We start from the raw sequence: 21,709 nt of genomic DNA, 5'->3' as shown, positions 1-21,709 counted from the left end.
TCGGCCTGATTGCGGGCCGATGCTGTTTTATCTGGGCGGTTCGCGGTTGTTAATTGCAAAATCGGTGCTGGCAATTATGATTAGCCGAATCGCTAAGCCAAGAGCATGTGCATGCAAAACGAGAAGAAATCGAACGTAGAGTTCATTCCGCAGTTTCAAAAAGCCTTTTTATATCCGCGCTACTGGGGCGTGTGGTTGGGAACCGGTCTGATGGCCGGCATTTCGCTGGTGCCTGCGCGCCTGCGCGATCCGGTGCTGGGTGCGGTTGGCAAACTGGCCGGCAAGCTGGCGAAGGGCGCGCGCCGTCGTGCCCGCATCAACCTGCTGTATTGCTTGCCGGAATTGCCGGAAAGCGACCGTGAGCACATTATCGACCAGATGTTCGCCTGCGCGCCACAGTCGATGGTGCTGATGGCGGAGCTGGCCTGCACCAAGCCCGAGAAAGTGCTCAAGCGCGTGCGTTGGCACGGTGAAGAGGTGTTGGACAAGATCCGTGCGGAAGGGCGCAACGTGATTTTCCTGGTGCCTCACGGCTGGGCGGTGGATGTGCCGGCGATGTTGATGGCCGCGCGCGGCCAACCGATGGCGGCGATGTTCCACAACCAGCGCAATCAGCTGATCGACTACCTGTGGAACGCCGTGCGTCGTAAATTCGGCGGCCGCATGCACGCACGCAATGACGGCATCAAACCGTTTATCAGTTCGGTTCGCCAGGGATATTGGGGTTACTATCTGCCCGATCAGGACCACGGCGCTGAGCACAGTGAGTTTGTCGACTTCTTTGCCACCTATAAGGCGACGTTGCCGGCGGTCGGGCGGTTGATGAAAGTGTGTCGTGCGGCGATCGTGCCGTTGTTCCCGGTGTACGACGGCAAAACCAGCATGCTGGATATTTATATTCGCGAGCCGATGGACGATCTGGCCGAAGCGGACGATCCGCGCATTGCCCGCCGCATGAACGAAGAGGTTGAGAATCTGGTGGGCCCGAACCCGGAGCAGTACACCTGGATCCTCAAACTGTTGAAGACGCGCAAAGAAGGGGAGATTGAACCCTACTCGCGCGACGATCTGTATCGTTAATCCTTTCTACCGCTAACGCCGGCAGGGCCACAACCTGGCCGGCGTCTCTTCAGATGTGCACCCTACAGCCGCGAGCCCGCAGGATGTCGACGATTTTAGGTATGTGGGTGAAATCATTCCAGCGCAGATCCAGCTTGCGCAGCCGGCTCAGTTCACCGAGGCTTTCCGGCAGGTCGCTCAGGCGGTTGGCGCGCAGATCCAGGCTTCTCAGCGCCGTCAGCTCACCGATATTTTCCGGCAGGCGCGTCAGCTGGTTGAAACGCAGGTTCAACTCGCTCAACCGCGGCAGCCGGCAGAAGGCTGCCGGCAGTTCGGCGATGGCGTTGCTGGCCGCGTCGAGTATCTCAAGCTCGCCGAGCAGAGCCATTTCCGCCGGCAGCGTGGTCAGGGCATTTTTCATGATATGCAACTCGCGCAGCGCGCGCAGCTGCCCGATTTCGGCGGGCAGGCTGCCGATGCGGTTGTTGTATAAACGCAGCTCCTGCAACGCCGCCAGATTCGGTATTGCCTGCGGCAAGGCGGTCAGTTGGTTATCGGTCGCGTTGAGGTAAACCAACAGCTGCAGTTGCGCCAGCGCACGCGGCAGGTCGCTAAAGCCGTTATCGCTCAGGTAGAGGTATTTCAGCCGGTGCAGTTGCCCCAATGTTTCAGGCAGTTCGCTGGCGCGATTGTGACCGAAGTCGAACATCTCAAGCTGTTGCAACAGGCCAATCTCCGGCGGCAGGCGGTCGAGCTGATTGCAGGAGATGTTCAGCACCTGCAGGTTGCGGTGTTGCAAGATGGAGGCGGGGAAGGCCGTCAGCTGATTGTCGTACAGGCTGATTTTGCGCAGCGCGTGGCCGGTTAGCTGCGATTCGTCGAGCTGCGTCAGACCGCGCCCATCGAGATCGAGCGCATCACCGGTCGAGGCTGGATTGCGTTGGTGGAGCATGGCGTTCTCCGTCGTTTATGGCAGTGTCAGAGCAAAAAAAATGCCGGCCAACGTGAGCCGGCCGGCATGTCGTCTGCGGCGTGGATTACTCGACGCGCAGGATACGGCTGGTATTGGTGGTGCCGACGGTTTCCATCACGTCGCCCTGGGTGACGATCACCAGATCGCCGGAGACCAGGAAGCCTTTATCACGCAGGCGATTGACGGCTTCATTAGCGGCGATCACGCCGTCTTTGTGGCTGTCGAAATACACCGGCGTCACGCCGCGATACAGTGCGGTCAGGTTCAGCGTGTGCTCATGACGCGACATGGCGAAGATCGGCAGGCCGGAGCTGATGCGCGACATCATCAGCGCAGTGCGGCCGGATTCGGTCATGGCGATCAGCGCGGTGACGCCTTTCAGGTGGTTGGCGGCATACATCGAAGACATGGCGATCGCCTCTTCGATGTTGTCGAACTGTACGTCCAGGCGGTGTTTGGAAACGTTGATGCTCGGGATCTTCTCGGCACCCAGACAAACGCGCGCCATCGCCGCCACGGTTTCCGCCGGGTATTGGCCAGCGGCGGTTTCCGCCGACAGCATGACGGCGTCGGTGCCGTCCAGCACGGCGTTGGCCACGTCCATGACTTCGGCGCGGGTCGGCATCGGGTTGGTGATCATCGACTCCATCATCTGGGTCGCGGTGATCACCGCGCGGTTCAGGGTGCGGGCGCGGCGGATCAGTTTCTTCTGAATGCCGACCAGTTCCGGATCGCCGATTTCGACGCCCAGGTCGCCACGGGCCACCATCACCACGTCGGAGGCCAGAATAATGTCGTCCATCGCTTCGTCGGTGCAAACCGCTTCGGCGCGCTCAACCTTGGACACGATCTTGGCGTTGCAGCCGGCATCGCGCGCCAGGCGGCGGGCATAATTCAGGTCTTCACCGGTACGCGGGAAGGAGACCGCCAGGTAGTCGACGCCAATCTTGGCGGCGGTCACGATGTCCGCCTTGTCTTTTTCGGTCAGCGCTTCGGCCGACAGGCCGCCGCCGAGTTTGTTGATGCCCTTGTTGTTGGACAGCGGGCCGCCGACGGTCACTTCGGTAAACACTTTCATGCCCTGAACTTCGAGCACTTTCAGCTGAACGCGGCCGTCATCGAGCAGCAGGACGTCGCCCGGCACCACATCGGCTGGCAGGCCTTTATAGTCGATACCGACTTTTTCTTTATCGCCTTCGCCTTTTGACAGGTTGGCGTCCAGCAGGAATTTATCGCCCACGTTGAGGAAGATTTTGCCTTCCTTGAAGGTGGATACGCGAATTTTCGGCCCTTGCAGATCGCCGAGGATAGCGACGTGACGCCCCAGCTTGGCAGCAATTTCGCGTACTTTGTCAGCGCGAGCCTGGTGATCTTCCGGGCTGCCGTGGGAGAAGTTAAGCCGAACTACGTTGGCGCCGGCGGCAATGATCTTTTCCAGATTATTGTCGCGGTCTGTAGCCGGACCCAGGGTGGTAACGATTTTGGTTCTTCTGAGCCGTCTGGACATGTATTACTCCGTTGACTGGTGAAGCAAATATTGGTGTTGCGATAACGTCGGATAACGAAACCAGGCGTGAAATGTAATTTTACAACACTGATATTTCACCCGGGTTACCCGTATGAGCATGTTAACAGGGTACCGCCTCTGATGCCGTCATTCAAATGTCTGTTGAACGGCGATTTTTTCTTCGTCGGGTCACGAATCAAAACTGTTGGGAATGACCACGCCTTTATCAAAGCGCGATTCTTTGAGCGCTTCTTTGACCCGCTTCAAGTTATCTCTGAATTTAGCCCCTCGGCGCAAGGTAAATCCGGTGGCGAGCACGTCAATGAGCGTTAATTGCGCGATCCGCGACACCATCGGCATGTAAACGTCGGTGTCTTCGGGCACGTCGAGCAGCAGGGCCAGGGTCGCCGCCTGGGCGAGCGGGGTGTCGCGCGAGGTGATAGCCAGTACCGTGGCGTCGTTCTCCCGCGCCAGGTGGGCCATCTCCACCAGATTCTTGGTGCGGCCGGTGTGTGAGATCAGCACCACCACGTCGCCTTCGCTGGAGTTCATGCAGCTCATGCGCTGCATGACGATGTCATCAAAGTAGACCACCGGAATGTTGAAGCGGAAAAATTTGTTCATCGCATCGTGCGCCACCGCCGCGGAGGCGCCCAGCCCGAAGAAAGAGATCTTTTTTGCCTGGGTGAGCAGGTCAACCGCACGATTGATTGCGGCAATATCCAAATTTGCCTTTACTGTATCCAGGCTGGCCATCACCGATTCGAAGATCTTGCTGGTATAGGAATCGACGCTGTCATCTTCCTCAACGTTACGGTTTACGTAGGGCGTGCCGTTAGCCAGGCTTTGGGCGAGATGCAGTTTGAAATCGGGAAAGCCTTTGGTATCAAGGCGGCGGCAAAAACGGTTGACGGTAGGTTCGCTGACGTCGGCCATGCGCGCCAGCGTGGCGATGCTGGAGTGAATGGCGGTCTGCGGGGAGGCCAGGATCACCTCGGCGACTTTCCTTTCAGATTTGCTCAGGAGCTCCAGATGGCTCTGGATTTTGTCCAGCGTATTCATATAACGAGAGTCACTCATGGTTTTATCCCTGTGGCTTTCAAGCAACAGCGTCGAATTTCGCCCGTGTTCGCCGTGCAAGCAGACGCCAAACGAGCGGCTGTAACCTGGAATCGATAGGGTATGTCGATTTCAAACAAAGGAGAAATCAATGCCGGTTTAGTGAAAATATACTACGTGCTGGTAACCGTTGGCAGTCTCGACACGGCGTATGCAGGGTTTTTTCACCAGAATATGACCTGTGTCTAACTTTCATAATGGTAACAGAGCGTCAAAAAAGACGAAAAATTACAGTTTTGCCCGTGGTGAGGGCGTTGGCGTACATTGGCGCTTTCCACTGGAATCTTGAGGCCTTTTTTTCTGCTTTGCTCCGGGTTTGCTGGCCGTAGTCAAACAGAGTACATTAGTAATGTAAGAAAATTACAAATATCCTGCAACGAGGAGATGAACATGGCGGTAACCTCTACAGCCCAGGCGTGTGACCTGGTTATTTTCGGCGCGAAAGGTGATTTGGCGCGCCGTAAGCTGCTGCCTTCCCTGTACCAGTTAGAGAAAGCCGGACACATCCACCCGGATACGCGGATCATCGGCGTCGGCCGCGCGGAGTGGGATAAACAAGCCTATACCGAAGTGGTCAAGGAAGCGCTTGGCACCTTCATGAAGGAAAAACTGGATGACGAACTCTGGGCTACGCTGAGCGCGCGCCTGGACTTCTGCAACCTGGACGTCAACGACAGCAAGAACTTTACCAAACTGGGTAAAATGCTGGATCAGAAGCACCGCACCACCATCAACTACTTTGCCATGCCGCCAAGCACCTTCGGCGCCATCTGCAAAGGGCTGGGCGAAGCCAAGCTGAACCATGAGCCGGCTCGCGTGGTGATGGAGAAACCGCTGGGTACCGATTTGGCGTCCTCACGCGTGATCAACGATCAGGTGGCGGAGTACTTCAACGAATCCCAGGTTTACCGTATCGACCACTATCTCGGCAAAGAGACAGTGCTGAACCTGTTGGCGCTGCGTTTCGCCAACTCGCTGTTCGCCTCCAACTGGGATAACCGTACCATCGATTCGGTGCAGATCACCGTAGCGGAAGAGGTGGGCATCGAAGGGCGTTGGGGTTACTTCGACCAGGCCGGCCAGATGCGCGACATGATCCAGAACCACCTGCTGCAGATCCTGACCATGATCGCCATGTCGCCGCCGGCGGATCTGACCACCGACCGCATCCGCGACGAGAAGGTGAAGGTGCTGCGCTCGCTGCGCCGCATCGATCAGACCAATGTCCGGGAAACCACCGTGCGTGGTCAGTACACCGCCGGCTTCGTCCAGGGCAAGAAAGTGCCGGGTTATCTGGAAGAGGAAGGGGCGAACAAGAGCAGCAGCACCGAAACCTTCGTCTCTATCCGCGTGGATATCGACAACTGGCAGTGGGCCGGCGTGCCGTTCTACCTGCGTACCGGTAAACGTCTGCCGACCAAATGTTCGGAAGTGGTGGTGTACTTCAAAAACCCGCCGCTTAACCTGTTCAGCGATTCTTACCAGCAGTTGCCGCAGAACAAGCTGACCATCCGCCTGCAGCCGGACGAAGGTATCGAAATTCAGGTGCTGAACAAGGTGCCGGGGCTGGATCACAAGCACCGTCTGCAGACCACCAAGCTGGACCTGAGCTTCTCGGAAACCTTCAACCAGGAGCACGTGGCGGACGCCTATGAGCGCCTGCTGCTGGAGACCATGCGCGGCATTCAGGCGCTGTTCGTGCGCCGCGATGAAGTGGAAGAAGCCTGGAAGTGGGTCGACTCCATCATGGACGCATGGAAAGCCGACAACGAGGCGCCTAAGCCTTACCAGGCGGGCACCTGGGGGCCGGTGGCCTCGGTGGCGATGATCACCCGTGACGGCCGCTCCTGGAACGAGTTCGAATAATGCGTAATGCCGGCAGCCTGTCTGCCGGCTTTTTTTTGCCTGCGATCTGCGCGTGGGCCTCATAACTTACGGTACGGCCGGACGTCCGCGCATTTGTGCGGAGCCCTGTGGCAGGGGCGTGCCATTGTTAACCGCGAGTAATGGAGAAATAACGATGAAAAACTGGAAAACCAGCGCCGAGCAGATCCTGACGGCGGGGCCGGTGGTGCCTGTTATCGTGATCAACAAGCTGGAGCAGGCGGTGCCGCTGGCGAAAGCGCTGGTTGCCGGCGGCGTGCGGGTATTGGAGGTGACGCTGCGCACCGCCTGCGGGCTGGAGTCTATCCGCGCTATCGCCGAAGAGGTGCCGGAGGCGATCATCGGCGCCGGTACGGTGATCAACCCGCAGCAGTTGCGGCAGGTGACCGAAGCCGGGGCGCAGTTCGCCATCAGCCCAGGGCTGACCGAGGCCTTGCTGCAGGCGGCGACGGCGGGACCCATCCCGCTGATCCCGGGCATCAGCACCGTGTCTGAACTGATGCAGGGCATGGATCACGGTCTGCGGGAATTCAAATTCTTCCCGGCGGAAGCCAACGGCGGCGTGAAGGCGCTGCAGGCGATCGGCGGCCCGTTCCCGCAGGTGCGTTTTTGCCCGACCGGCGGCATTACGCCAAACAATTACCGCGATTATCTGGCGCTGAAAAGCGTGCTTTGCATCGGCGGTTCCTGGCTGGTGCCGGCGGACGCGCTCGAAAAAGGCGACTATGCGCGCATCACTGAACTGGCGCGCAGCGCCGTCAGCGGCGCCGCGTTGTAACCCGCGCCAGGCCTGGGGTTGGCGCTTATTTGCTCACCCGCGGATATCGCAAGGCTCAACGCTCCGTTGAGCCTTTTTTAATTTTTATCGCGATTAACTTTCTTATTTTTAACCCGTTTTTTTCTGCTTTTTGATGAAAACGGCAGTTTGCTTTCTTATTTTGGCTGTGGTAAAAATATCTCAGTTGAAAATTTTACTTTTATGAGGATATTGGGCAAATCGCACGGTGTGCGGCTGATAATAGAGAACTATTATGATGACTATTAACGGAACTACCCTCAGAACCTCTACGTGCCAACTCTTCCTGTCTGCGATCCTTGCCAGTGAGCATCACTGGTGCAGCGAGCTATAGCGTCTTTCTCCCTTAACCGGTGCGGGTAGCGGGCTTAGGCCTTCATTCTACCGTTCAGCCGGGCAAACATTCTTTTTGCGTTTGGGTCAGTTTATCCCCAGGGATCTCTGCGTCTTGCGCGCCGTACTGCGGCCGTTCGACGAGATAAATCGGGATAAATATGCCTTGGCGCGCGTTATTCGCCGTTTGGGAGAAAAATTATGATTTATTGGATCTTTTTAGGTTTGGCCATCATGACCGAAATCATCGGCACCTTGTCGATGAAATACGCCAGCGTCAATGGCGGCATGATCGGACATATCGTGATGTACGTGATGATCACCGCGTCTTATGTGTTGCTGTCGGTGGCGGTAAAACGCGTGGCGTTGGGCGTGGCCTATGCGCTGTGGGAAGGTATCGGCATTCTGTTCATTACCCTGTTCAGCGTGCTGTGGTTCGACGAGCCCATTTCGGCGCTGAAGGTACTGGGTCTGGCTACGCTGATCGCCGGCATCATGCTGGTGAAATCCGGTACCCGCAAAGAGCGAAAACAGGTCAGCCCGCGAGGTGACAACCATGCAACAGTTTGAGTTGTACCACATTGGGTTCCTGGGGCTGGCCATCGTGCTGGAAATCATCGCCAACATCTTCCTGAAGATGTCGGACGGCTTCCGTAAAATTTGGCTGGGGCTGTTGTCGCTGCTGTCGGTGCTCGGCGCGTTCAGCGCCCTGGCGCAGGCGGTGAAGGGCATCGATCTGTCGATCGCTTACGCGTTGTGGGGCGGTTTCGGTATCGCCGCCACCATCGCCGCAGGCTGGATCATGTTCGGCCAGCGGTTGAACGCCAAAGGTTGGATTGGCCTGGCGTTGTTGCTGGCGGGGATGGTGATCCTTAAACTGTCCTGATAGCGGGCAATAAAAAACCGCAGGCGTTGCCGTCTGCGGTTTTTTTTCGTCTGCGCTCAGGCTTACAGCGCGGCGATGATTTTGATTTCCACTTTATATTTCGGATTCATCAGCTGCGCCTGCACGGTGCAGCGCACCGGCGCGCTGCCGGCAACCACCCAGGCGTCCCAGGCGGCGTTCATCGCGGCGAAGTCGGCGGTATTGGCCAGGAAGATGGTGGCGTCCAAAATGCGGCTTTTATCCGAGCCTACGCGCGCCAGCAGCACGTCGATGGCGGCAAGAGCGTTGGCGGTCTGCGCGGTTGCGTCATCGTCCAGATTCTCTGGCACGCTGGTGTAGTAAACGGTCTCGTTGTGCACCACGGCTTCGGACCAGCGCTGATCGGGATCAATTCTTTCGATATTCATTTGCTTATCTCCATATCATAGTCCCGCTAAGGGTAGCACAGCCGGTGATGAAAAAGCGCGGCGATAAAGTGGGTGGTAGCCGGGCGACAGGCTTGGCATAATCACCGCTGAATGACACCGGCAGAGAGACAGCGTGACAGACGATTTTGCAACAGACGGCGCATTGGCGCAGGCTATCAAGGGATTCAAACCGCGTGAGCCGCAGCGGCAGATGGCGCAAGCCGTTACCGAAGCGATCAATTTCAAGCAGGAGCTGGTGGTGGAAGCCGGCACCGGCACCGGCAAAACCTTCGCTTATCTGGCGCCGGCGTTGCGCGCCGATCGCAAAGTGATCATCTCGACCGGTTCGAAAGCGTTGCAGGATCAGCTGTATGCGCGCGATCTGCCCACCGTCGCCAAGGCGCTGAAGTACAAAGGCAAGCTGGCGCTGCTGAAGGGACGCTCCAACTACCTGTGTCTGGAGCGGCTGGAGCAACAGTCGATGGCCGGCGGGGAGCTGGCGGGGCAGACGCTGATCGATTTGGTGCAGCTGCGCAAGTGGTCGTCGCAGACCAAAGAAGGCGACATCAGCACCTGCAGCGAAGTGGCGGAAGACAGTTTCGTCTGGCCATTGGTGACCAGCACCAATGATAACTGTCTCGGCAGCGACTGCCCGCTGTATCAGGATTGCTTCGTGGTCAAAGCGCGCCGCCGCGCGATGGATGCGGATGTGGTGGTGGTGAACCATCACCTGTTCCTGGCGGATATGGTGGTGAAAGAGGGCGGTTTCGCCGAGCTGATCCCGGAAGCCGAGGTGATGATTTTTGATGAGGCGCACCAAATCCCCGACATCGCCAGCCAGTATTTCGGCCAGCAGCTCACCAGCCGCCAATTGTTGGATCTGGCGAAGGACATCACCATCGCCTACCGCACCGAGGTGCGCGATGCCGCCCAACTGCAAAAAAGCGCCGACCGTCTCAGCCTGAGCACGCAAGATTTTCGCCTTAATCTGGGAGAGCCGGGTTTTCGCGGCAATCTGCGCGATGTGCTCGGGGAACCGAACGTGCAGCGCGCTTTATTGCTGCTCGATGACGCGCTGGAGCTGTGTTACGACGTGATGAAGCTGTCTCTGGGGCGTTCGGCGCTGCTGGACGCCGCCTTTGAGCGCGCCACGCTGTACCGCGCGCGTCTCAAACGCCTCAAGGCGGTGACGGAGCCGGGCTACAGCTATTGGTATGAGTGCAATTCGCGCCACTTCGTGTTGGCGCTGACGCCGTTGACGGTGGCCGACCGGTTCCGCGAAATGCTGGACGAGAAGCCGGGCAGCTGGATCTTTACCTCGGCCACGCTGTCGGTCAACGATCAACTGGGCCACTTCACCGAACGCTTGGGACTGACCAAGGCCAAAACGCTGCTGCTGCCGAGCCCGTTCGACTATGCCAAACAGGCGTTGCTGTGCGTGCCGCGCTTTTTGCCTTCGCCGAATCAGCCCGGCGGGGCGCGCCAGCTGGCGCGCATGCTGCGGCCATTAATCGAAGCCAACAACGGCCGCTGCTTCTTCTTATGCACCTCGCACCAGATGATGCGTGAGCTGGCGGAAGAGTTTCGCGCCACGATGACGCTGCCGGTGCTGTTGCAGGGGGAAACCAGCAAAGGGCAGCTGTTGGCGCAGTTCGTCGCCGCCGGTAACGCGCTGTTGGTGGCGACCAGCAGCTTCTGGGAAGGGGTGGACGTGCGCGGCGATGCGCTGTCCTGCGTGATCATCGATAAACTGCCGTTTACCTCACCGGACGATCCGTTGCTGAAGGCGCGTATTGAAGATTGCCGCCTGCGTGGCGGCGATCCGTTCAATGATGTGCAGTTGCCGGATGCGGTCATCACCCTGAAACAGGGCGTCGGCCGTTTGATCCGCGACACCGACGATCGCGGCGTGCTGGTGATTTGCGATAACCGTCTGGTGATGCGCCCTTACGGCGAGGTGTTCCTCAATAGCCTGCCGCCCACGCCGCGCACCCGCGATCTGAAGCAGGCAATCGCCTTCCTGCAGGCCGCCGACACGTCGGCCACGTGAAAGATGAAGGGCTTACGGGGCTGTGCTACAATGCGCGCCCTGTATGAAAAACCCAGTTTTATTCCCGCCAGAGGTTGGCATGTCCACGCGAATTTTAGCGATCGATACCGCGACGGAAGCCTGTTCCGTCGCCGTCTGGAATCAAGGCGAAATCCACGCCCTGTTTGAGCTGTGCCCACGCGAGCATACGCAACGAATTTTACCTATGGTGCAGCAGGTGCTGGCGGAATCCGGTCTGGCGCTCAACCAGCTCGATGCGCTGGCCTTCGGCCGTGGCCCCGGCAGCTTTACCGGGGTGCGCATCGGTATCGGCATCGCTCAAGGCCTGGCGCTGGGCGCCGATCTGCCGATGATCGGCGTTTCCACGCTGCAAACCATGGCGCAGGGCGCCTGGCGCGTCAGCGGCGCGGAGCGTGTGCTGGCGGCGATCGATGCGCGCATGGGTGAAGTTTACTGGGGGCAGTTCGAACGCCAGGCGGACGGCCGCTGGTTGGAAAGCGAAGGCGAGGCGGTGCTGTCGCCGGCGCAGGCGCTGGAGCGTGCGCAGCGCCTGCAGGGCGAATGGGCCCATGTTGGCACCGGGTGGCAAACCTATCCCGATCTGGTCAACGGTTCCACGCTGAGCGTGCGCGACGGCCAGATGCTGTTGCCGCAGGCGGAAGACATGCTGCCGCTGGCGCTGCAGGCCTGGCAAGAAGGGCTGGCGGTAGCGGTGGAAAACGCCGAGCCGACCTATCTGCGCAATGAAGTCACCTGGAAAAAACTGCCGGGCCGCGACTGATTGCGGCGTATTGTGCTGATGTTGATGCCGGGCGATGAGGGGTTGCAACTTGAACGATGAAACGCGGTCAAAGTTACAGCCATTTCAGGAGATTGCGACCATGTTAATCCGCACTGCAAGTAAAAAGCTGTCGCTGCTGGCCGTCGCCTGCGGCGCGCTGGTTTTATCCGGGTGCGTCACCGTACCGGATGCGATCAAAGGCTCCAGCCCTACGCCGGTGACTCAGCTTTCCTCGGTACAAAATGCACCCAACCTGTTTACCGGCGCGGAAGCCCGTTTCGGCGGCACCGTGGTAAACGTCGCCAACGAACAAGGGCGCACGGTGCTGGAGATTGCGGCGGTGCCGCTCGACAGCGGTGCGCGGCCGATACTGGGCGAACCGTCGCGCGGCCGCTTGCTGGCCACGGTAAACGGCTTCCTCGAACCGGTCGATTTCAAAGGCCAGCTGGTGACCGTCGTCGGCGCCATTACCGGTCTGAAAGAGGGGCGAATCGGCATGACGCCGTATCGCTTCGTGACGATGAACGTGACCGGTTTCAAACGCTGGCATCTGGTGCAGCAGGTGGTGATGCCGCCGGCGCCGATGGGCCCTTGGGGCTGGCGCGGAGGTCCGTGGGGACCCGGTTGGGGCGCAGGCTATGGCTGGTACAACCCTGGCCCGGCACAGGTGCAAACCATCGTAACCGAGTAGCATACGCTTGATGTGAACACATTTGACAGGGCGGCTCAGGCCGCCCTTTTGTTTTTTGGGATAAGGAATATCCGACAATTAGTGACGTACATCGCAACCTGAATAATGTTTAAAACCCGAACTGGTCTGCTGAGTTAAAATATTGTTATGGTTAGGCTGCGAGTTTGAGGGCTGCGATGATAATTAGTAATGATTTCAGGAGTAATACCTTGGATAAGGTCTGGTTAAAACGGTATCCGGCAGATGTGCCCGCAGAGATTGATGCCGATCGCTATTCGTCGTTGATCGAAATGTTTGAGCATGCCGTGCAGCGCTATGCCGATCAGCCCGCCTTTATCAATATGGGCGAGGTGATGACCTTCCGCAAACTGGAAGAACGCAGCCGGGCTTTCGCGGCTTACCTGCAAAATGAACTGGGCCTGAAGAAGGGCGACCGCGTCGCACTGATGATGCCTAACCTGTTGCAATACCCCATCGCCCTGTTCGGCATTCTGCGCGCCGGCATGGTGGTGGTCAACGTCAACCCGCTGTATACCCCGCGTGAGCTGGAGCACCAGTTGAACGACAGCGGCACCAGCGCCATCGTCATCGTGTCCAACTTCGCCCATACGCTGGAAAAAGTGGTGTTCAACACTCAGGTCAAGCACGTGATCCTGACGCGCATGGGCGATCAGTTGTCGGCCGCCAAAGGTACGCTGGTCAACTTCGTGGTCAAGTACGTCAAGCGTCTGGTGCCGAAATACAACCTGCCGGATGCCATTTCATTCCGCAGCGCGCTGCAGCGCGGCCGCCGCCTGCAGTATGTAAAACCGGACATCATTAATGCCGATCTGGCCTTCCTGCAATATACGGGCGGCACCACCGGGGTGGCGAAGGGCGCGATGCTGACGCACCGCAACATGCAGGCCAACCTCGAGCAGGCCAAGGCCGCCTATTCGCCGCTGTTCCGCGAAGGGCAGGAACTGGTGGTGACGGCGTTGCCGCTGTATCACATTTTCGCGCTGACGGTGAACTGCCTGCTGTTTATCGATCTGGGCGGGCGCAATTTGCTGATCACCAACCCACGCGACATTCCAGGGCTGGTGAAAGAACTGGGCAAATATCCGTTCACCGCCATGAGCGGGGTGAATACGCTGTTCAACGCGTTGCTGAACAACGAAGAGTTCCACAAGCTCGATTTCTCTACGCTGCGTTTCTCGGTCGGCGGCGGCATGTCGGTGCAAAAAGCGGTGGCCGAGAAGTGGGAGAAAACCACCGGTAAACACCTGCTGGAAGGTTATGGCCTGACGGAGTGCGCGCCGTTGGTGGCCGGTAACCCTTACGATCTGAAACACTACAGCGGCAGCATCGGCCTGCCGGTGCCGTCGACGGACATTCGTCTGGTGGACGACAATGGCCAGGATGTACCGCCGGGCGAACCGGGCGAACTGTGGGTCAAAGGGCCGCAAGTTATGTTAGGCTATTGGCAGCGCCCGGACGCCACCGACGAAGTGCTGAAAGATGGCTGGTTGGCGACCGGCGATGTGGTGACCGTAGACGAGCAGGGGTTCGTGCGCATCGTCGACCGCAAGAAAGACATGATCCTGGTCTCCGGTTTCAACGTTTACCCGAACGAGATCGAGGACGTGGTCAGCCAGCATCCGAAAGTGCTGGAATGTGCGGCGATCGGTGTGCCGAGCGAGGTCTCCGGCGAAACGGTGAAGATCTGCGTGGTGAAGAAAGACGCCTCGCTGACCAAGGAAGAGCTGTTGACCCATTGCCGTCGGCACCTGACCGGGTATAAAGTGCCTAAAATTGTTGAGTTCCGCGATGAACTGCCGAAGTCTAACGTCGGCAAGATTTTGCGGCGAGAACTGCGCGATGAGCTAAAAACGCCGAAGCCGGCCGATGCCGCCTAGGTGTCGCTCTCGCGCCTGACTATCAACAACGCCGGTGAATGCCGGCGTTGTTGTGTTTGAATCCTACAAGAGAATGATGTTTTGAATTATCAGTTGATCACTACCGATGCCGGATTGCAGCAGGTCTGCGAGCAGGCGAGAAAGCATGCCCAGATTGCGCTGGACACCGAGTTTGTCAGAACGCGCACCTACTATCCGCAGCTGGGCCTGATCCAGCTCTACGACGGTGAACAACTCTCCCTTATCGATCCTCTGCCGATCAAGCAATGGCAGCCGTTTGTCGAGCTGCTGGCCGACACCGCCGTGGTGAAGTTCCTGCATGCCGGCAGTGAAGATCTCGAAGTGTTTCTCAACGCCTTTAAAACGCTGCCGACGCCGATGGTCGACACTCAGATCCTGGCTGCCTTTACCGGCCGGCCGCTCTCCTGTGGCTTCGCGACGCTGGTGGCGGAGTACATGAAGGTTGAGCTGGACAAGAGCGAGTCGCGCACCGACTGGCTGGCGCGCCCGCTGACCGAAAGGCAATGCGTGTACGCGGCCGCCGACGTGTTCTATCTGCTGCCGATGGCTAAACAGTTGGTGCAGGAGACCGAAGAGGCCGGTTGGACCGCAGCGGCCAATAACGAGTGCCTGCTGCTGTGCCAGCGTCGTAGCGAGACGCTGGCGCCGGCATTGGCCTACCGCGAAATCAGCAACGCCTGGCAGCTGCGCCCGCGTCAGCTCGGTTGTCTGCAGAAGTTGGCGGAATGGCGGCTGTGCCAGGCGCGTGAGCGCGATCTGGCGGTGAACTTTGTGGTGCGTGAGGAGAACCTGTGGCAGGTGGCGCGCTATATGCCGTCTTCGCTGGGAGAACTGGATTCGCTGGGTCTGAGCGGGCCGGAGATCCGTTATCACGGTAAAACGCTGCTGGCGCTGGTGGCGGAGGCCGAAGCGCTGGACGAGTCCGAGTTGCCGGCGCCGTTGGCCAACCTTATCGATCAGCCGGGCTACAAGAAGGTGTTCAAAGACATCAAGGCGGCGATCGCTACCGTCAGCGAGCAAAGCGGGTTGAGCAGCGAGCTGCTGGCATCCCGTCGCCAAATTAACCAATTGCTGAACTGGCATTGGAAACTGAAGGACGGCGAAAGTCGCCCTGAATTAATCAGCGGCTGGCGCGGCGATTTATTAATGGCACCGTTGCAGGACATCCTGAAAGATTATTAATCGCTGGTTATCACCAGGGCAGGGTAGGGAAACTCTGCTCGGGTGAATATAGGCAGGAAATAATGCGTTGAAGGTAAATCTGGCCAGAATTTACTTTAAACGAGGTGGCGGCAAAGTTAATTGGGAATTGTCCCAAAGGGAAAAATCGATTTTTTGCTGCCGACAATGCTTAATGACTGGATGCACATACAGTTACCCCCTGCATAAAATATACAGGGGGTAATTAATGCGTCGCAATCATTTAGCTGCTTCTTCCGATTCCGGTAATGTCACGTTAAGTTCAAGTACCGAAATATCGTCCCCTTTCTGCTCGAACTGCACATGCAGCATTTCAGGATCGATCTGAATGTATTTGCAAATAACCGCCAGAATATCGCGTTTCAAATCAGGCAGATACGGGGGCTCACTGTCCCCGCGGCGACGCTCTGCGACGATAATCTGCAGCCGTTCCTTGGCTATATTGGCTGTCTGTTTTTTGCGGGACAGAAAGAAGTCTAATAAGGCCATGGTTTATCCCCCAAAAAGGCGTTTCAGGAAACCCTTCTTCTCTTCTTCAATGAAGCGGAATGGGCGTTCTTCCCCCAACAAGCGGCAAACGGTATCGTCATATGCCTTACCGGCGTCTGACTCGGCATCCAGAATGACAGGCTCACCCTGGTTGGAAGCACGCAGTACGGACTGGTCTTCCGGGATTACGCCCACCAGCGGAATGCGCAGGATTTCCAGTACGTCTTCCATGCTCAGCATGTCGCCACGGCTGACGCGGCCTGGGTTATAACGGGTCAGCAGCAGGTGTTCCTTGATAGGCGATTCGCCTTTCTCAGCGCGGCGTGATTTAGAAGAGAGAATGCCCAGGATACGGTCGGAGTCGCGTACCGAAGAGACTTCCGGGTTGGTGGTGATGATAGCTTCGTCGGCGAAATACAGCGCCATCAGCGCACCGGTTTCGATACCGGCCGGTGAGTCGCAGACCACGAAGTCAAAATCCATCTCGCCGAGATCGTTGAGGACTTTTTCAACGCCTTCACGGGTTAACGCGTCTTTGTCGCGCGTCTGCGAAGCCGGCAGGATATAGAGGTTTTCAGTGCGTTTGTCTTTGATCAACGCCTGATTCAGCGTGGCATCGCCCTGAATCACGTTCACGAAATCATAAACTACCCGACGTTCGCAGCCCATGATCAGGTCAAGATTACGCAGACCGATATCGAAATCGATCACGACGGTTTTCTTGCCTTTCTGGGCCAGGCCGGTAGCGATGGCCGCGCTCGAAGTGGTCTTGCCAACGCCCCCTTTACCCGATGTAACAACAATAATGCGTGCCATGAAATGGATTCCTTGTCAAAAGGGCTTAATTTAAAGGTTGTATGGTTAAAGCGTTATCCAACAGGCTGAGTCGTACGGCCTGCCCGACGTAATCGGACGGGATTTGGTCGCTCAACCAGTACTGCCCTGCGATAGAGACTAGCTCAGCCGCCAGGTGGGTGCAAAAAATCTGACATTGCGTGTCGCCTGACGCGCCTGCCAGTGCGCGACCGCGCATCATGCCGTAGACATGAATATTGCCGTCGGCAATCAATTCGGCGCCGGCGCTGACGCTGCTGGTCACGATAAGATCGCTGTTGCGGGCGTAAATCTGTTGGCCGGAGCGGACAGGCGTACTGATGATGCGCGTTTTGGCGGGGGCGTTATCCGCCACCACGGGCGCTGGTGCAGGCTCCGGCGCCGCCATTTTCTGGCCTTTGCCTTCGCTCAGCAGCGGCAGCCCGGCGCGGGCTATCGCGCGCTTTTGCCGCTCATCTCTGCAACCGCTGATACCCACAACGCGCAGACCTGCCGCCGCGACAGCCTGTTGAAGTTCTTTCCAGTTCGCATCGCCTTCCAGCGTTGCGACGTTGATAACAACAGGGGCGTTTTTCAGAAAAGCGGGCGCTTGCTCAACTTTTTCCTGTAACGCCTGGCGTATTACCTCGGGCTGCGAATTATGCAAATGAACAACCGATAGGGTAAAACTGCTGCCTTTTAGCTCAATTGGCGATTGTGACATCTATCCTGACTCAGTCTCAGCAACTTTAAATCCCCGGAATACCACTCGGGGTGCGATATTCCGATGTACTATAAGCATGTTATAGTCAGAGTTATATCCAGGCAAGACGCTCCCTCAATTAAATAGAGTTAAAAAAATGCTTTGTGTGATCTATAGAAGCCCGAAACGCGATCAAACTTATCTTTATGTCGAAAAAAAAGACGATTTCTCTCGTGTGCCGGAAGAGCTGATGAAAAGTTTCGGCGTGCCGCAATTCGCCATGATGCTGTCGCTCGATGAGCGCAAGAAATTGGCCTCGGCGGATATCGAAAAGGTGAAGCAGGCGTTGAAAGACGAAGGCTATTATCTGCAGTTCCCGCCGCCGGTTGAAAACCTGCTCAATCAGCATCTGGCGGGCGATAAGGCCTGAGACAGTCGCCACGGCCAGGGGAGGCGCGATGACACGTTCGGCGAGAAAGACCGTATTGGCCGCCTGGTTGACGCTGGGCGCGGTGCTGATGCCCGGCGCATCGCAGGCGGCGCAGGAGACGACGCTGGCGGCGAGCGGCCGCGATCCGGCGCAGTTCCCGGCGTATGTCGATCAACTTAAGCGCCGGGCGCGGGAACAGGGCATCAGTCAGGCCACCCTTGATCGCGCGTTTGCGCAAATCCATTTCGTCGATCGGGTGATCAAGGCCGATCGCAATCAGCCGGAGCAGAAGGTAACCCTGGACGACTATCTACGGCGGGTGATGTCGCCCGCCAAGGTGCGCCAGGGGCGCGAACTGTATCGGCTGCGCCATGCGCAATGGTTGCGGGCCAGCGAGCGCTATCGGGTGCCAGGGCGTTATATCATCGCGCTGTGGGGGATGGAGAGCGCCTACGGCAAGATTCAGGGGCGGGAAGACGTGGTGTCTGCGCTGGCGACCTTGGCGTTTGAAGGGCGCCGTGAAGCTTTTTTCAGCCAGGAACTGATGGCGGCGCTGCAGATAGTCGAGCAGGGGCACGTCGGCGATACGCCGCTGAAAGGCTCCTGGGCCGGCGCGATGGGGCAATGCCAGTTTATGCCGAGCTCCTTCTTGCGCTACGCTGCGGATGGCGACGGCGATGGGCGCATCGATATCTGGAATAACATTGACGACGTTTTCGCGTCTACAGCCAGCTATTTGTCCAAAGAGGGTTGGCAGCCCGGCATCGGTTGGGGGCGCGAGGTCAAATTGCCCGCCGGTTTCAACCGGGCCGAACTGGGCCTGAAAGACGCGCAGGCGCGCAGCGTCAACGACTGGCAAAAACGCGGCGTGCGCCGCGCGGATGGCAGTGCGTTGCCGCATGCCGTGCAGCGCGGTTGGATTATCGCGCCGGATGATCTGCAGGGGCGGACGTTCCTGGTCTATGATAATTTCCGCACCCTCATGCACTGGAATCGCTCTTACTATTTCGCTCTCGCCGTGGGTATGATGGCAGACGCGATCGGGCATTGATCCGGCACACCAATAATCGGCTTGGCGCGCCAAGCCTCTACAGTTTGGGAGAAGCGGTATGTATCAACATAGAGACTGGCAGGGTTCGTTGCTCGATTTCCCGGTGAACAAGGTGGTCTGCGTCGGCAGCAACTACGCCGATCACATCAAGGAAATGGGCAGCGCGGTATCCGTCGAACCGGTGGTGTTTATCAAACCGGAAACGGCGTTGTGTGATATTCGCCAACCGGTGGCCATTCCCAAAGAGTTCGGTGCGGTGCATCATGAGGTGGAGCTGGCGGTATTGATCGGCACGCCGCTGAAACAGGCCAACGAAGATCGCGTTGCGCGGGCGATCGCCGGTTACGGTGTGGCGCTCGATCTGACGCTGCGCGATCTGCAAGCGGGCTTTAAAAAGGCCGGTCAGCCGTGGGAAAAGGCCAAGGCCTTCGACGGTTCCTGCCCGATGTCGGGATTTATCCCGGTGGCGGAATTCGGCGATCCGCAAAACGCCGAGCTGTCGTTGACCGTCAACGATCAATTGCGCCAGCAGGGCAATACGCGCGACATGATCACGCCAATCCTGCCGCTTATCAGCTACATGAGCCGCTTCTTCACGCTGCGCGCCGGTGACATCATCCTGACCGGCACGCCGCAGGGCGTGGGCCCGATGGCTTCCGGCGACATGCTGAAAATCAGCCTGAACGGCAAAACGCTCAGCACCCGGGTGATCTGATTTCTCCTTGCCGCCGGCATCGTCGGCGGCAAAGCTTGCATCTTGTGGCTAAAATGTCTATATAGTCCCCCCTCGAACCTGCGCGCAGGTGACTTATCCATTTACCGAAACCGGACGCTAACATGTCACAACTCGCTTTTTGGCAACAGAAAACGCTGGCGGAAATGTCAGAACAAGAGTGGGAATCGCTATGCGACGGGTGCGGGCAATGCTGTTTGAATAAGCTGATCGACGAAGATACCGACGAGATTTATTTTACCAACGTAGCCTGCAACCAGCTCAACATCAAATCCTGCCAATGCCGCAACTACGAGCGGCGCTTCGAGCTGGAAGAAGACTGCATCAAACTGACGCGCGAAAATCTCACCACCTTCGATTGGCTGCCGCCTACCTGCGCCTATCGTCTGATTGGCGAAGGCAAGCCGCTGTTCCCCTGGCACCCGTTGCTGAGCGGCTCCAAGGCGGCGATGCACGGCGAGCGCATCACGGTGCGGCATATCGCGGTGCGCGAGAGTGAAGTGGTGGACTGGCAGGATCATATCCTCAACAAGCCGGACTGGGCCAGATAACGCGGATACCTTGACAGATGTTGCTCGGCAACACGAGTTTTAATGCCAGAGGGCGGCGTGTTAAGACATTCCGCCCTCTTGGCTATTGAGCTTGCGCGCGTGAGACTCTTGCTTCACGCTTTTTTATCTCGGCGATGCCAGTTGGCCAGATTTTTCAGCGGCTGCTTCACATACGGGCTGGCTTTGATCAGGCTGAACAGCAGTTTATTCACCGCCGTGCCCACTTTGTCCATTGGCCGGTCGATATCGAGAAACAGCACCGCACGCAGCTCGTCGGTATCATTGCGGACCTCGTGTTCATAAGAATCATCAAACAAAATCACCTTGCCTTCATCCCAGTGCAGGATTTGGTCGTCAACGCGGATCCAGAGCTTGTCCCGATCCTTTGGCACGATCAATCCCAGATGCGCGCGCACGACGGCTCGCGTCGGGCCCTTGTGGGGCACGATGTGATAGTGCGGTTTGAGGATTGAAAACATGGCGGTGCGCATGCCCGGGATCTCGCTGACCGCCTCTGCTGTGCGCGGGCAGATGGCGCAGTTTTCATCAACCCGTTGCCCGTAGACAAACAGCCCGAAGGTTTTCCAGTTATCTCCTTTAGAGATGCGTTTCTGATCCGGCGATATTTGGTGGAATGCTGGGATATCCTCCGGGTGCTCCAGCAACCGATCCAACTCCTGGCGAATGGCCGGCCAACGGGCTTCCAGCGCCGTCACCCAATGAAATTCATGATTACCGATCCGCGGTGTGGTGGAGATGAGCGAATGGCGAGTCTGAAATTCGCCGTTCCAGCGCAGGAATTTTTTCCCGGCTTTGAGCAGCATGCGCCGCAGGAAGGGGCGCTGAGACGAAGGGGGCAATGTGGTATCCGGCATAGTATCGTGTCCTTGATGTCATATGATGTGCTGTAGTCAGCCAAAACCTGGCTCACAGGAAGAAAGGGTGAAAGTCAACACGTCATTTAGCATAGGGAAAGCATCGCGAACGATTTTAATCTTTAGTGCGCGAATGGCGTTGATGCTTGCTGCCGGATAGAGGCAAATTCCAACAATTTATTTAAGGATGGTAAGGGCTTGTGCGGGGGAGGAGGGGGAAAAAAGCCCCTGCAAAGATGAGGGGCAAGACACACAACAACACCAGGGAAATCGGTAGTACTCACTTTGCCGATACTATAAGGATTTTATGGGTAAACTTCACCAAAATATTGTGCTCTGAATGTGACAAAGGTGCAGTCGTTCATAAGTAACGGTAATTTATTGATGCTCGAAGGCTGAAAGGAATGAGCCAGAGCGGCCAGTTTTTAGTCGCCGATATCGCAGAAGTTTAATGTTATG

22 protein-coding genes are annotated in these 21,709 nt (G+C 57.7%); 14 read left to right on the top strand and 8 right to left on the bottom strand.

Translation table 11 applies throughout. The features are described 5' to 3' along the window. Positions 1–111: 111 nt before the first annotated feature. On the top strand, positions 112–1,080 hold the full coding sequence (lpxM, locus tag ACJ8IJ_RS01830) for a lauroyl-Kdo(2)-lipid IV(A) myristoyltransferase (RefSeq protein WP_004932345.1): 969 nt from the start codon (positions 112–114) through the stop codon (positions 1,078–1,080). Between the two features lie 49 nt (positions 1,081–1,129). On the opposite strand, the gene ACJ8IJ_RS01825 is transcribed toward lpxM, so the two are convergent. The 3 genes from ACJ8IJ_RS01825 to ACJ8IJ_RS01815 all read right to left on the bottom strand — a co-directional run bounded on the left by ACJ8IJ_RS01825 (position 1,130) and on the right by ACJ8IJ_RS01815 (position 4,601). Beyond that, a complete protein-coding gene (locus tag ACJ8IJ_RS01825) occupies positions 1,130–2,011 on the bottom strand; it encodes a leucine-rich repeat domain-containing protein (protein WP_049186199.1) in 882 nt (293 codons plus the stop codon). Between the two features lie 85 nt (positions 2,012–2,096). After that, positions 2,097–3,539 (bottom strand): pyruvate kinase, encoded by a 1,443-nt coding sequence (gene pyk, locus ACJ8IJ_RS01820; protein WP_004932339.1) that lies wholly within the window; start codon positions 3,537–3,539, stop codon positions 2,097–2,099. Between the two features lie 189 nt (positions 3,540–3,728). Beyond that, positions 3,729–4,601 (bottom strand): MurR/RpiR family transcriptional regulator, encoded by an 873-nt coding sequence (locus ACJ8IJ_RS01815; RefSeq protein WP_004932335.1) that lies wholly within the window; start codon positions 4,599–4,601, stop codon positions 3,729–3,731. A gap of 447 nt (positions 4,602–5,048) precedes the next feature. Here ACJ8IJ_RS01815 and zwf point away from each other — a divergent pair, with 447 nt between their 5' ends. From zwf to mdtI, 4 genes are all read left to right on the top strand, one after another. Next, positions 5,049–6,524, top strand: a complete 1,476-nt coding sequence (zwf, locus tag ACJ8IJ_RS01810; protein ID WP_004932333.1) for a glucose-6-phosphate dehydrogenase — start codon at positions 5,049–5,051, stop codon at positions 6,522–6,524. 154 nt (positions 6,525–6,678) lie between these two features. Beyond that, on the top strand, positions 6,679–7,320 hold the full coding sequence (locus tag ACJ8IJ_RS01805) for a bifunctional 4-hydroxy-2-oxoglutarate aldolase/2-dehydro-3-deoxy-phosphogluconate aldolase (RefSeq protein ID WP_004932329.1): 642 nt from the start codon (positions 6,679–6,681) through the stop codon (positions 7,318–7,320). Positions 7,321–7,872: 552 nt separating this feature from the next. Further along, entirely contained in the window at positions 7,873–8,241 is a 369-nt protein-coding gene (gene mdtJ / locus ACJ8IJ_RS01800) for a multidrug/spermidine efflux SMR transporter subunit MdtJ (RefSeq protein WP_004932327.1), read from the top strand. Then, the gene (gene mdtI, locus ACJ8IJ_RS01795; RefSeq protein WP_004932324.1) at positions 8,228–8,557 is read left to right on the top strand and encodes a multidrug/spermidine efflux SMR transporter subunit MdtI; all 330 of its coding nucleotides are present in this window, start codon (positions 8,228–8,230) and stop codon (positions 8,555–8,557) included. Before mdtJ ends, mdtI begins: the two co-directional genes overlap by 14 nt. A 62-nt stretch (positions 8,558–8,619) precedes the next feature. Here the strand turns inward: mdtI and ACJ8IJ_RS01790 are convergent, their stop codons facing one another. Next, entirely contained in the window at positions 8,620–8,964 is a 345-nt protein-coding gene (locus tag ACJ8IJ_RS01790; RefSeq protein WP_015378124.1) for a RidA family protein, read from the bottom strand. Positions 8,965–9,097: 133 nt separating this feature from the next. Between ACJ8IJ_RS01790 and ACJ8IJ_RS01785 the strand changes: the two genes are divergently transcribed. The 5 genes from ACJ8IJ_RS01785 (at position 9,098) to rnd (ending at position 15,587) form a co-directional block, all read left to right on the top strand. Beyond that, the gene (locus ACJ8IJ_RS01785; RefSeq protein ID WP_004932318.1) at positions 9,098–11,014 is read left to right on the top strand and encodes an ATP-dependent DNA helicase; all 1,917 of its coding nucleotides are present in this window, start codon (positions 9,098–9,100) and stop codon (positions 11,012–11,014) included. Positions 11,015–11,093: 79 nt separating this feature from the next. Then, entirely contained in the window at positions 11,094–11,795 is a 702-nt protein-coding gene (gene tsaB / locus ACJ8IJ_RS01780) for a tRNA (adenosine(37)-N6)-threonylcarbamoyltransferase complex dimerization subunit type 1 TsaB (protein WP_346594479.1), read from the top strand. Between the two features lie 100 nt (positions 11,796–11,895). Further along, positions 11,896–12,486: a Slp family lipoprotein gene (locus ACJ8IJ_RS01775; RefSeq protein ID WP_004932312.1), complete on the top strand. Its 591-nt coding sequence runs from the start codon at positions 11,896–11,898 to the stop codon at positions 12,484–12,486. Positions 12,487–12,695: 209 nt separating this feature from the next. Continuing rightward, positions 12,696–14,384, top strand: a complete 1,689-nt coding sequence (gene fadD / locus ACJ8IJ_RS01770) for a long-chain-fatty-acid--CoA ligase FadD (RefSeq protein ID WP_438807716.1) — start codon at positions 12,696–12,698, stop codon at positions 14,382–14,384. Positions 14,385–14,465: 81 nt separating this feature from the next. Beyond that, positions 14,466–15,587: a ribonuclease D gene (rnd, locus tag ACJ8IJ_RS01765; RefSeq protein ID WP_442518209.1), complete on the top strand. Its 1,122-nt coding sequence runs from the start codon at positions 14,466–14,468 to the stop codon at positions 15,585–15,587. A 237-nt stretch (positions 15,588–15,824) separates the two neighbouring features. Here rnd and minE read toward each other — a convergent pair whose 3' ends face one another. From minE to minC, 3 genes are read right to left on the bottom strand one after another with little or no spacing between them, the layout of a single operon-like run. After that, positions 15,825–16,094: a cell division topological specificity factor MinE gene (minE, locus tag ACJ8IJ_RS01760; RefSeq protein WP_004932303.1), complete on the bottom strand. Its 270-nt coding sequence runs from the start codon at positions 16,092–16,094 to the stop codon at positions 15,825–15,827. A 3-nt stretch (positions 16,095–16,097) separates the two neighbouring features. Further along, positions 16,098–16,910 carry a septum site-determining protein MinD gene (minD, locus tag ACJ8IJ_RS01755; RefSeq protein WP_004932300.1) on the bottom strand — a complete coding sequence of 271 codons (813 nt, stop codon included), beginning with the start codon at positions 16,908–16,910 and terminating at the stop codon, positions 16,098–16,100. Between the two features lie 25 nt (positions 16,911–16,935). Continuing rightward, positions 16,936–17,631 (bottom strand): septum site-determining protein MinC, encoded by a 696-nt coding sequence (gene minC, locus ACJ8IJ_RS01750; RefSeq protein ID WP_004932297.1) that lies wholly within the window; start codon positions 17,629–17,631, stop codon positions 16,936–16,938. Positions 17,632–17,767: 136 nt separating this feature from the next. On the opposite strand from minC, the gene ACJ8IJ_RS01745 reads away from it, so the two are divergent. From ACJ8IJ_RS01745 to ACJ8IJ_RS01730, 4 genes are all read left to right on the top strand, one after another. Further along, entirely contained in the window at positions 17,768–18,040 is a 273-nt protein-coding gene (locus ACJ8IJ_RS01745) for a YcgL domain-containing protein (RefSeq protein ID WP_004932294.1), read from the top strand. A 28-nt stretch (positions 18,041–18,068) separates the two neighbouring features. Further along, positions 18,069–19,091, top strand: a complete 1,023-nt coding sequence (locus tag ACJ8IJ_RS01740) for a lytic murein transglycosylase (RefSeq protein ID WP_425326762.1) — start codon at positions 18,069–18,071, stop codon at positions 19,089–19,091. A 58-nt stretch (positions 19,092–19,149) separates the two neighbouring features. Beyond that, positions 19,150–19,806: a fumarylacetoacetate hydrolase family protein gene (locus ACJ8IJ_RS01735; RefSeq protein ID WP_004932286.1), complete on the top strand. Its 657-nt coding sequence runs from the start codon at positions 19,150–19,152 to the stop codon at positions 19,804–19,806. Positions 19,807–19,928: 122 nt separating this feature from the next. After that, entirely contained in the window at positions 19,929–20,375 is a 447-nt protein-coding gene (locus ACJ8IJ_RS01730; RefSeq protein ID WP_025159803.1) for a YcgN family cysteine cluster protein, read from the top strand. Between the two features lie 113 nt (positions 20,376–20,488). On the opposite strand, the gene ACJ8IJ_RS01725 is transcribed toward ACJ8IJ_RS01730, so the two are convergent. Then, positions 20,489–21,250 carry an aspartyl/asparaginyl beta-hydroxylase domain-containing protein gene (locus ACJ8IJ_RS01725; protein WP_076740761.1) on the bottom strand — a complete coding sequence of 254 codons (762 nt, stop codon included), beginning with the start codon at positions 21,248–21,250 and terminating at the stop codon, positions 20,489–20,491. Positions 21,251–21,709: the final 459 nt, after the last annotated feature.

The organism is Serratia sp. CY40230 (genome assembly GCF_052168835.1).
Classification (GTDB): domain Bacteria; phylum Pseudomonadota; class Gammaproteobacteria; order Enterobacterales; family Enterobacteriaceae; genus Serratia; species Serratia nematodiphila.
The sequence above is the reverse complement of the archived record's forward strand: the minus strand, read 5'-3'. Positions and strand labels throughout refer to the sequence as shown.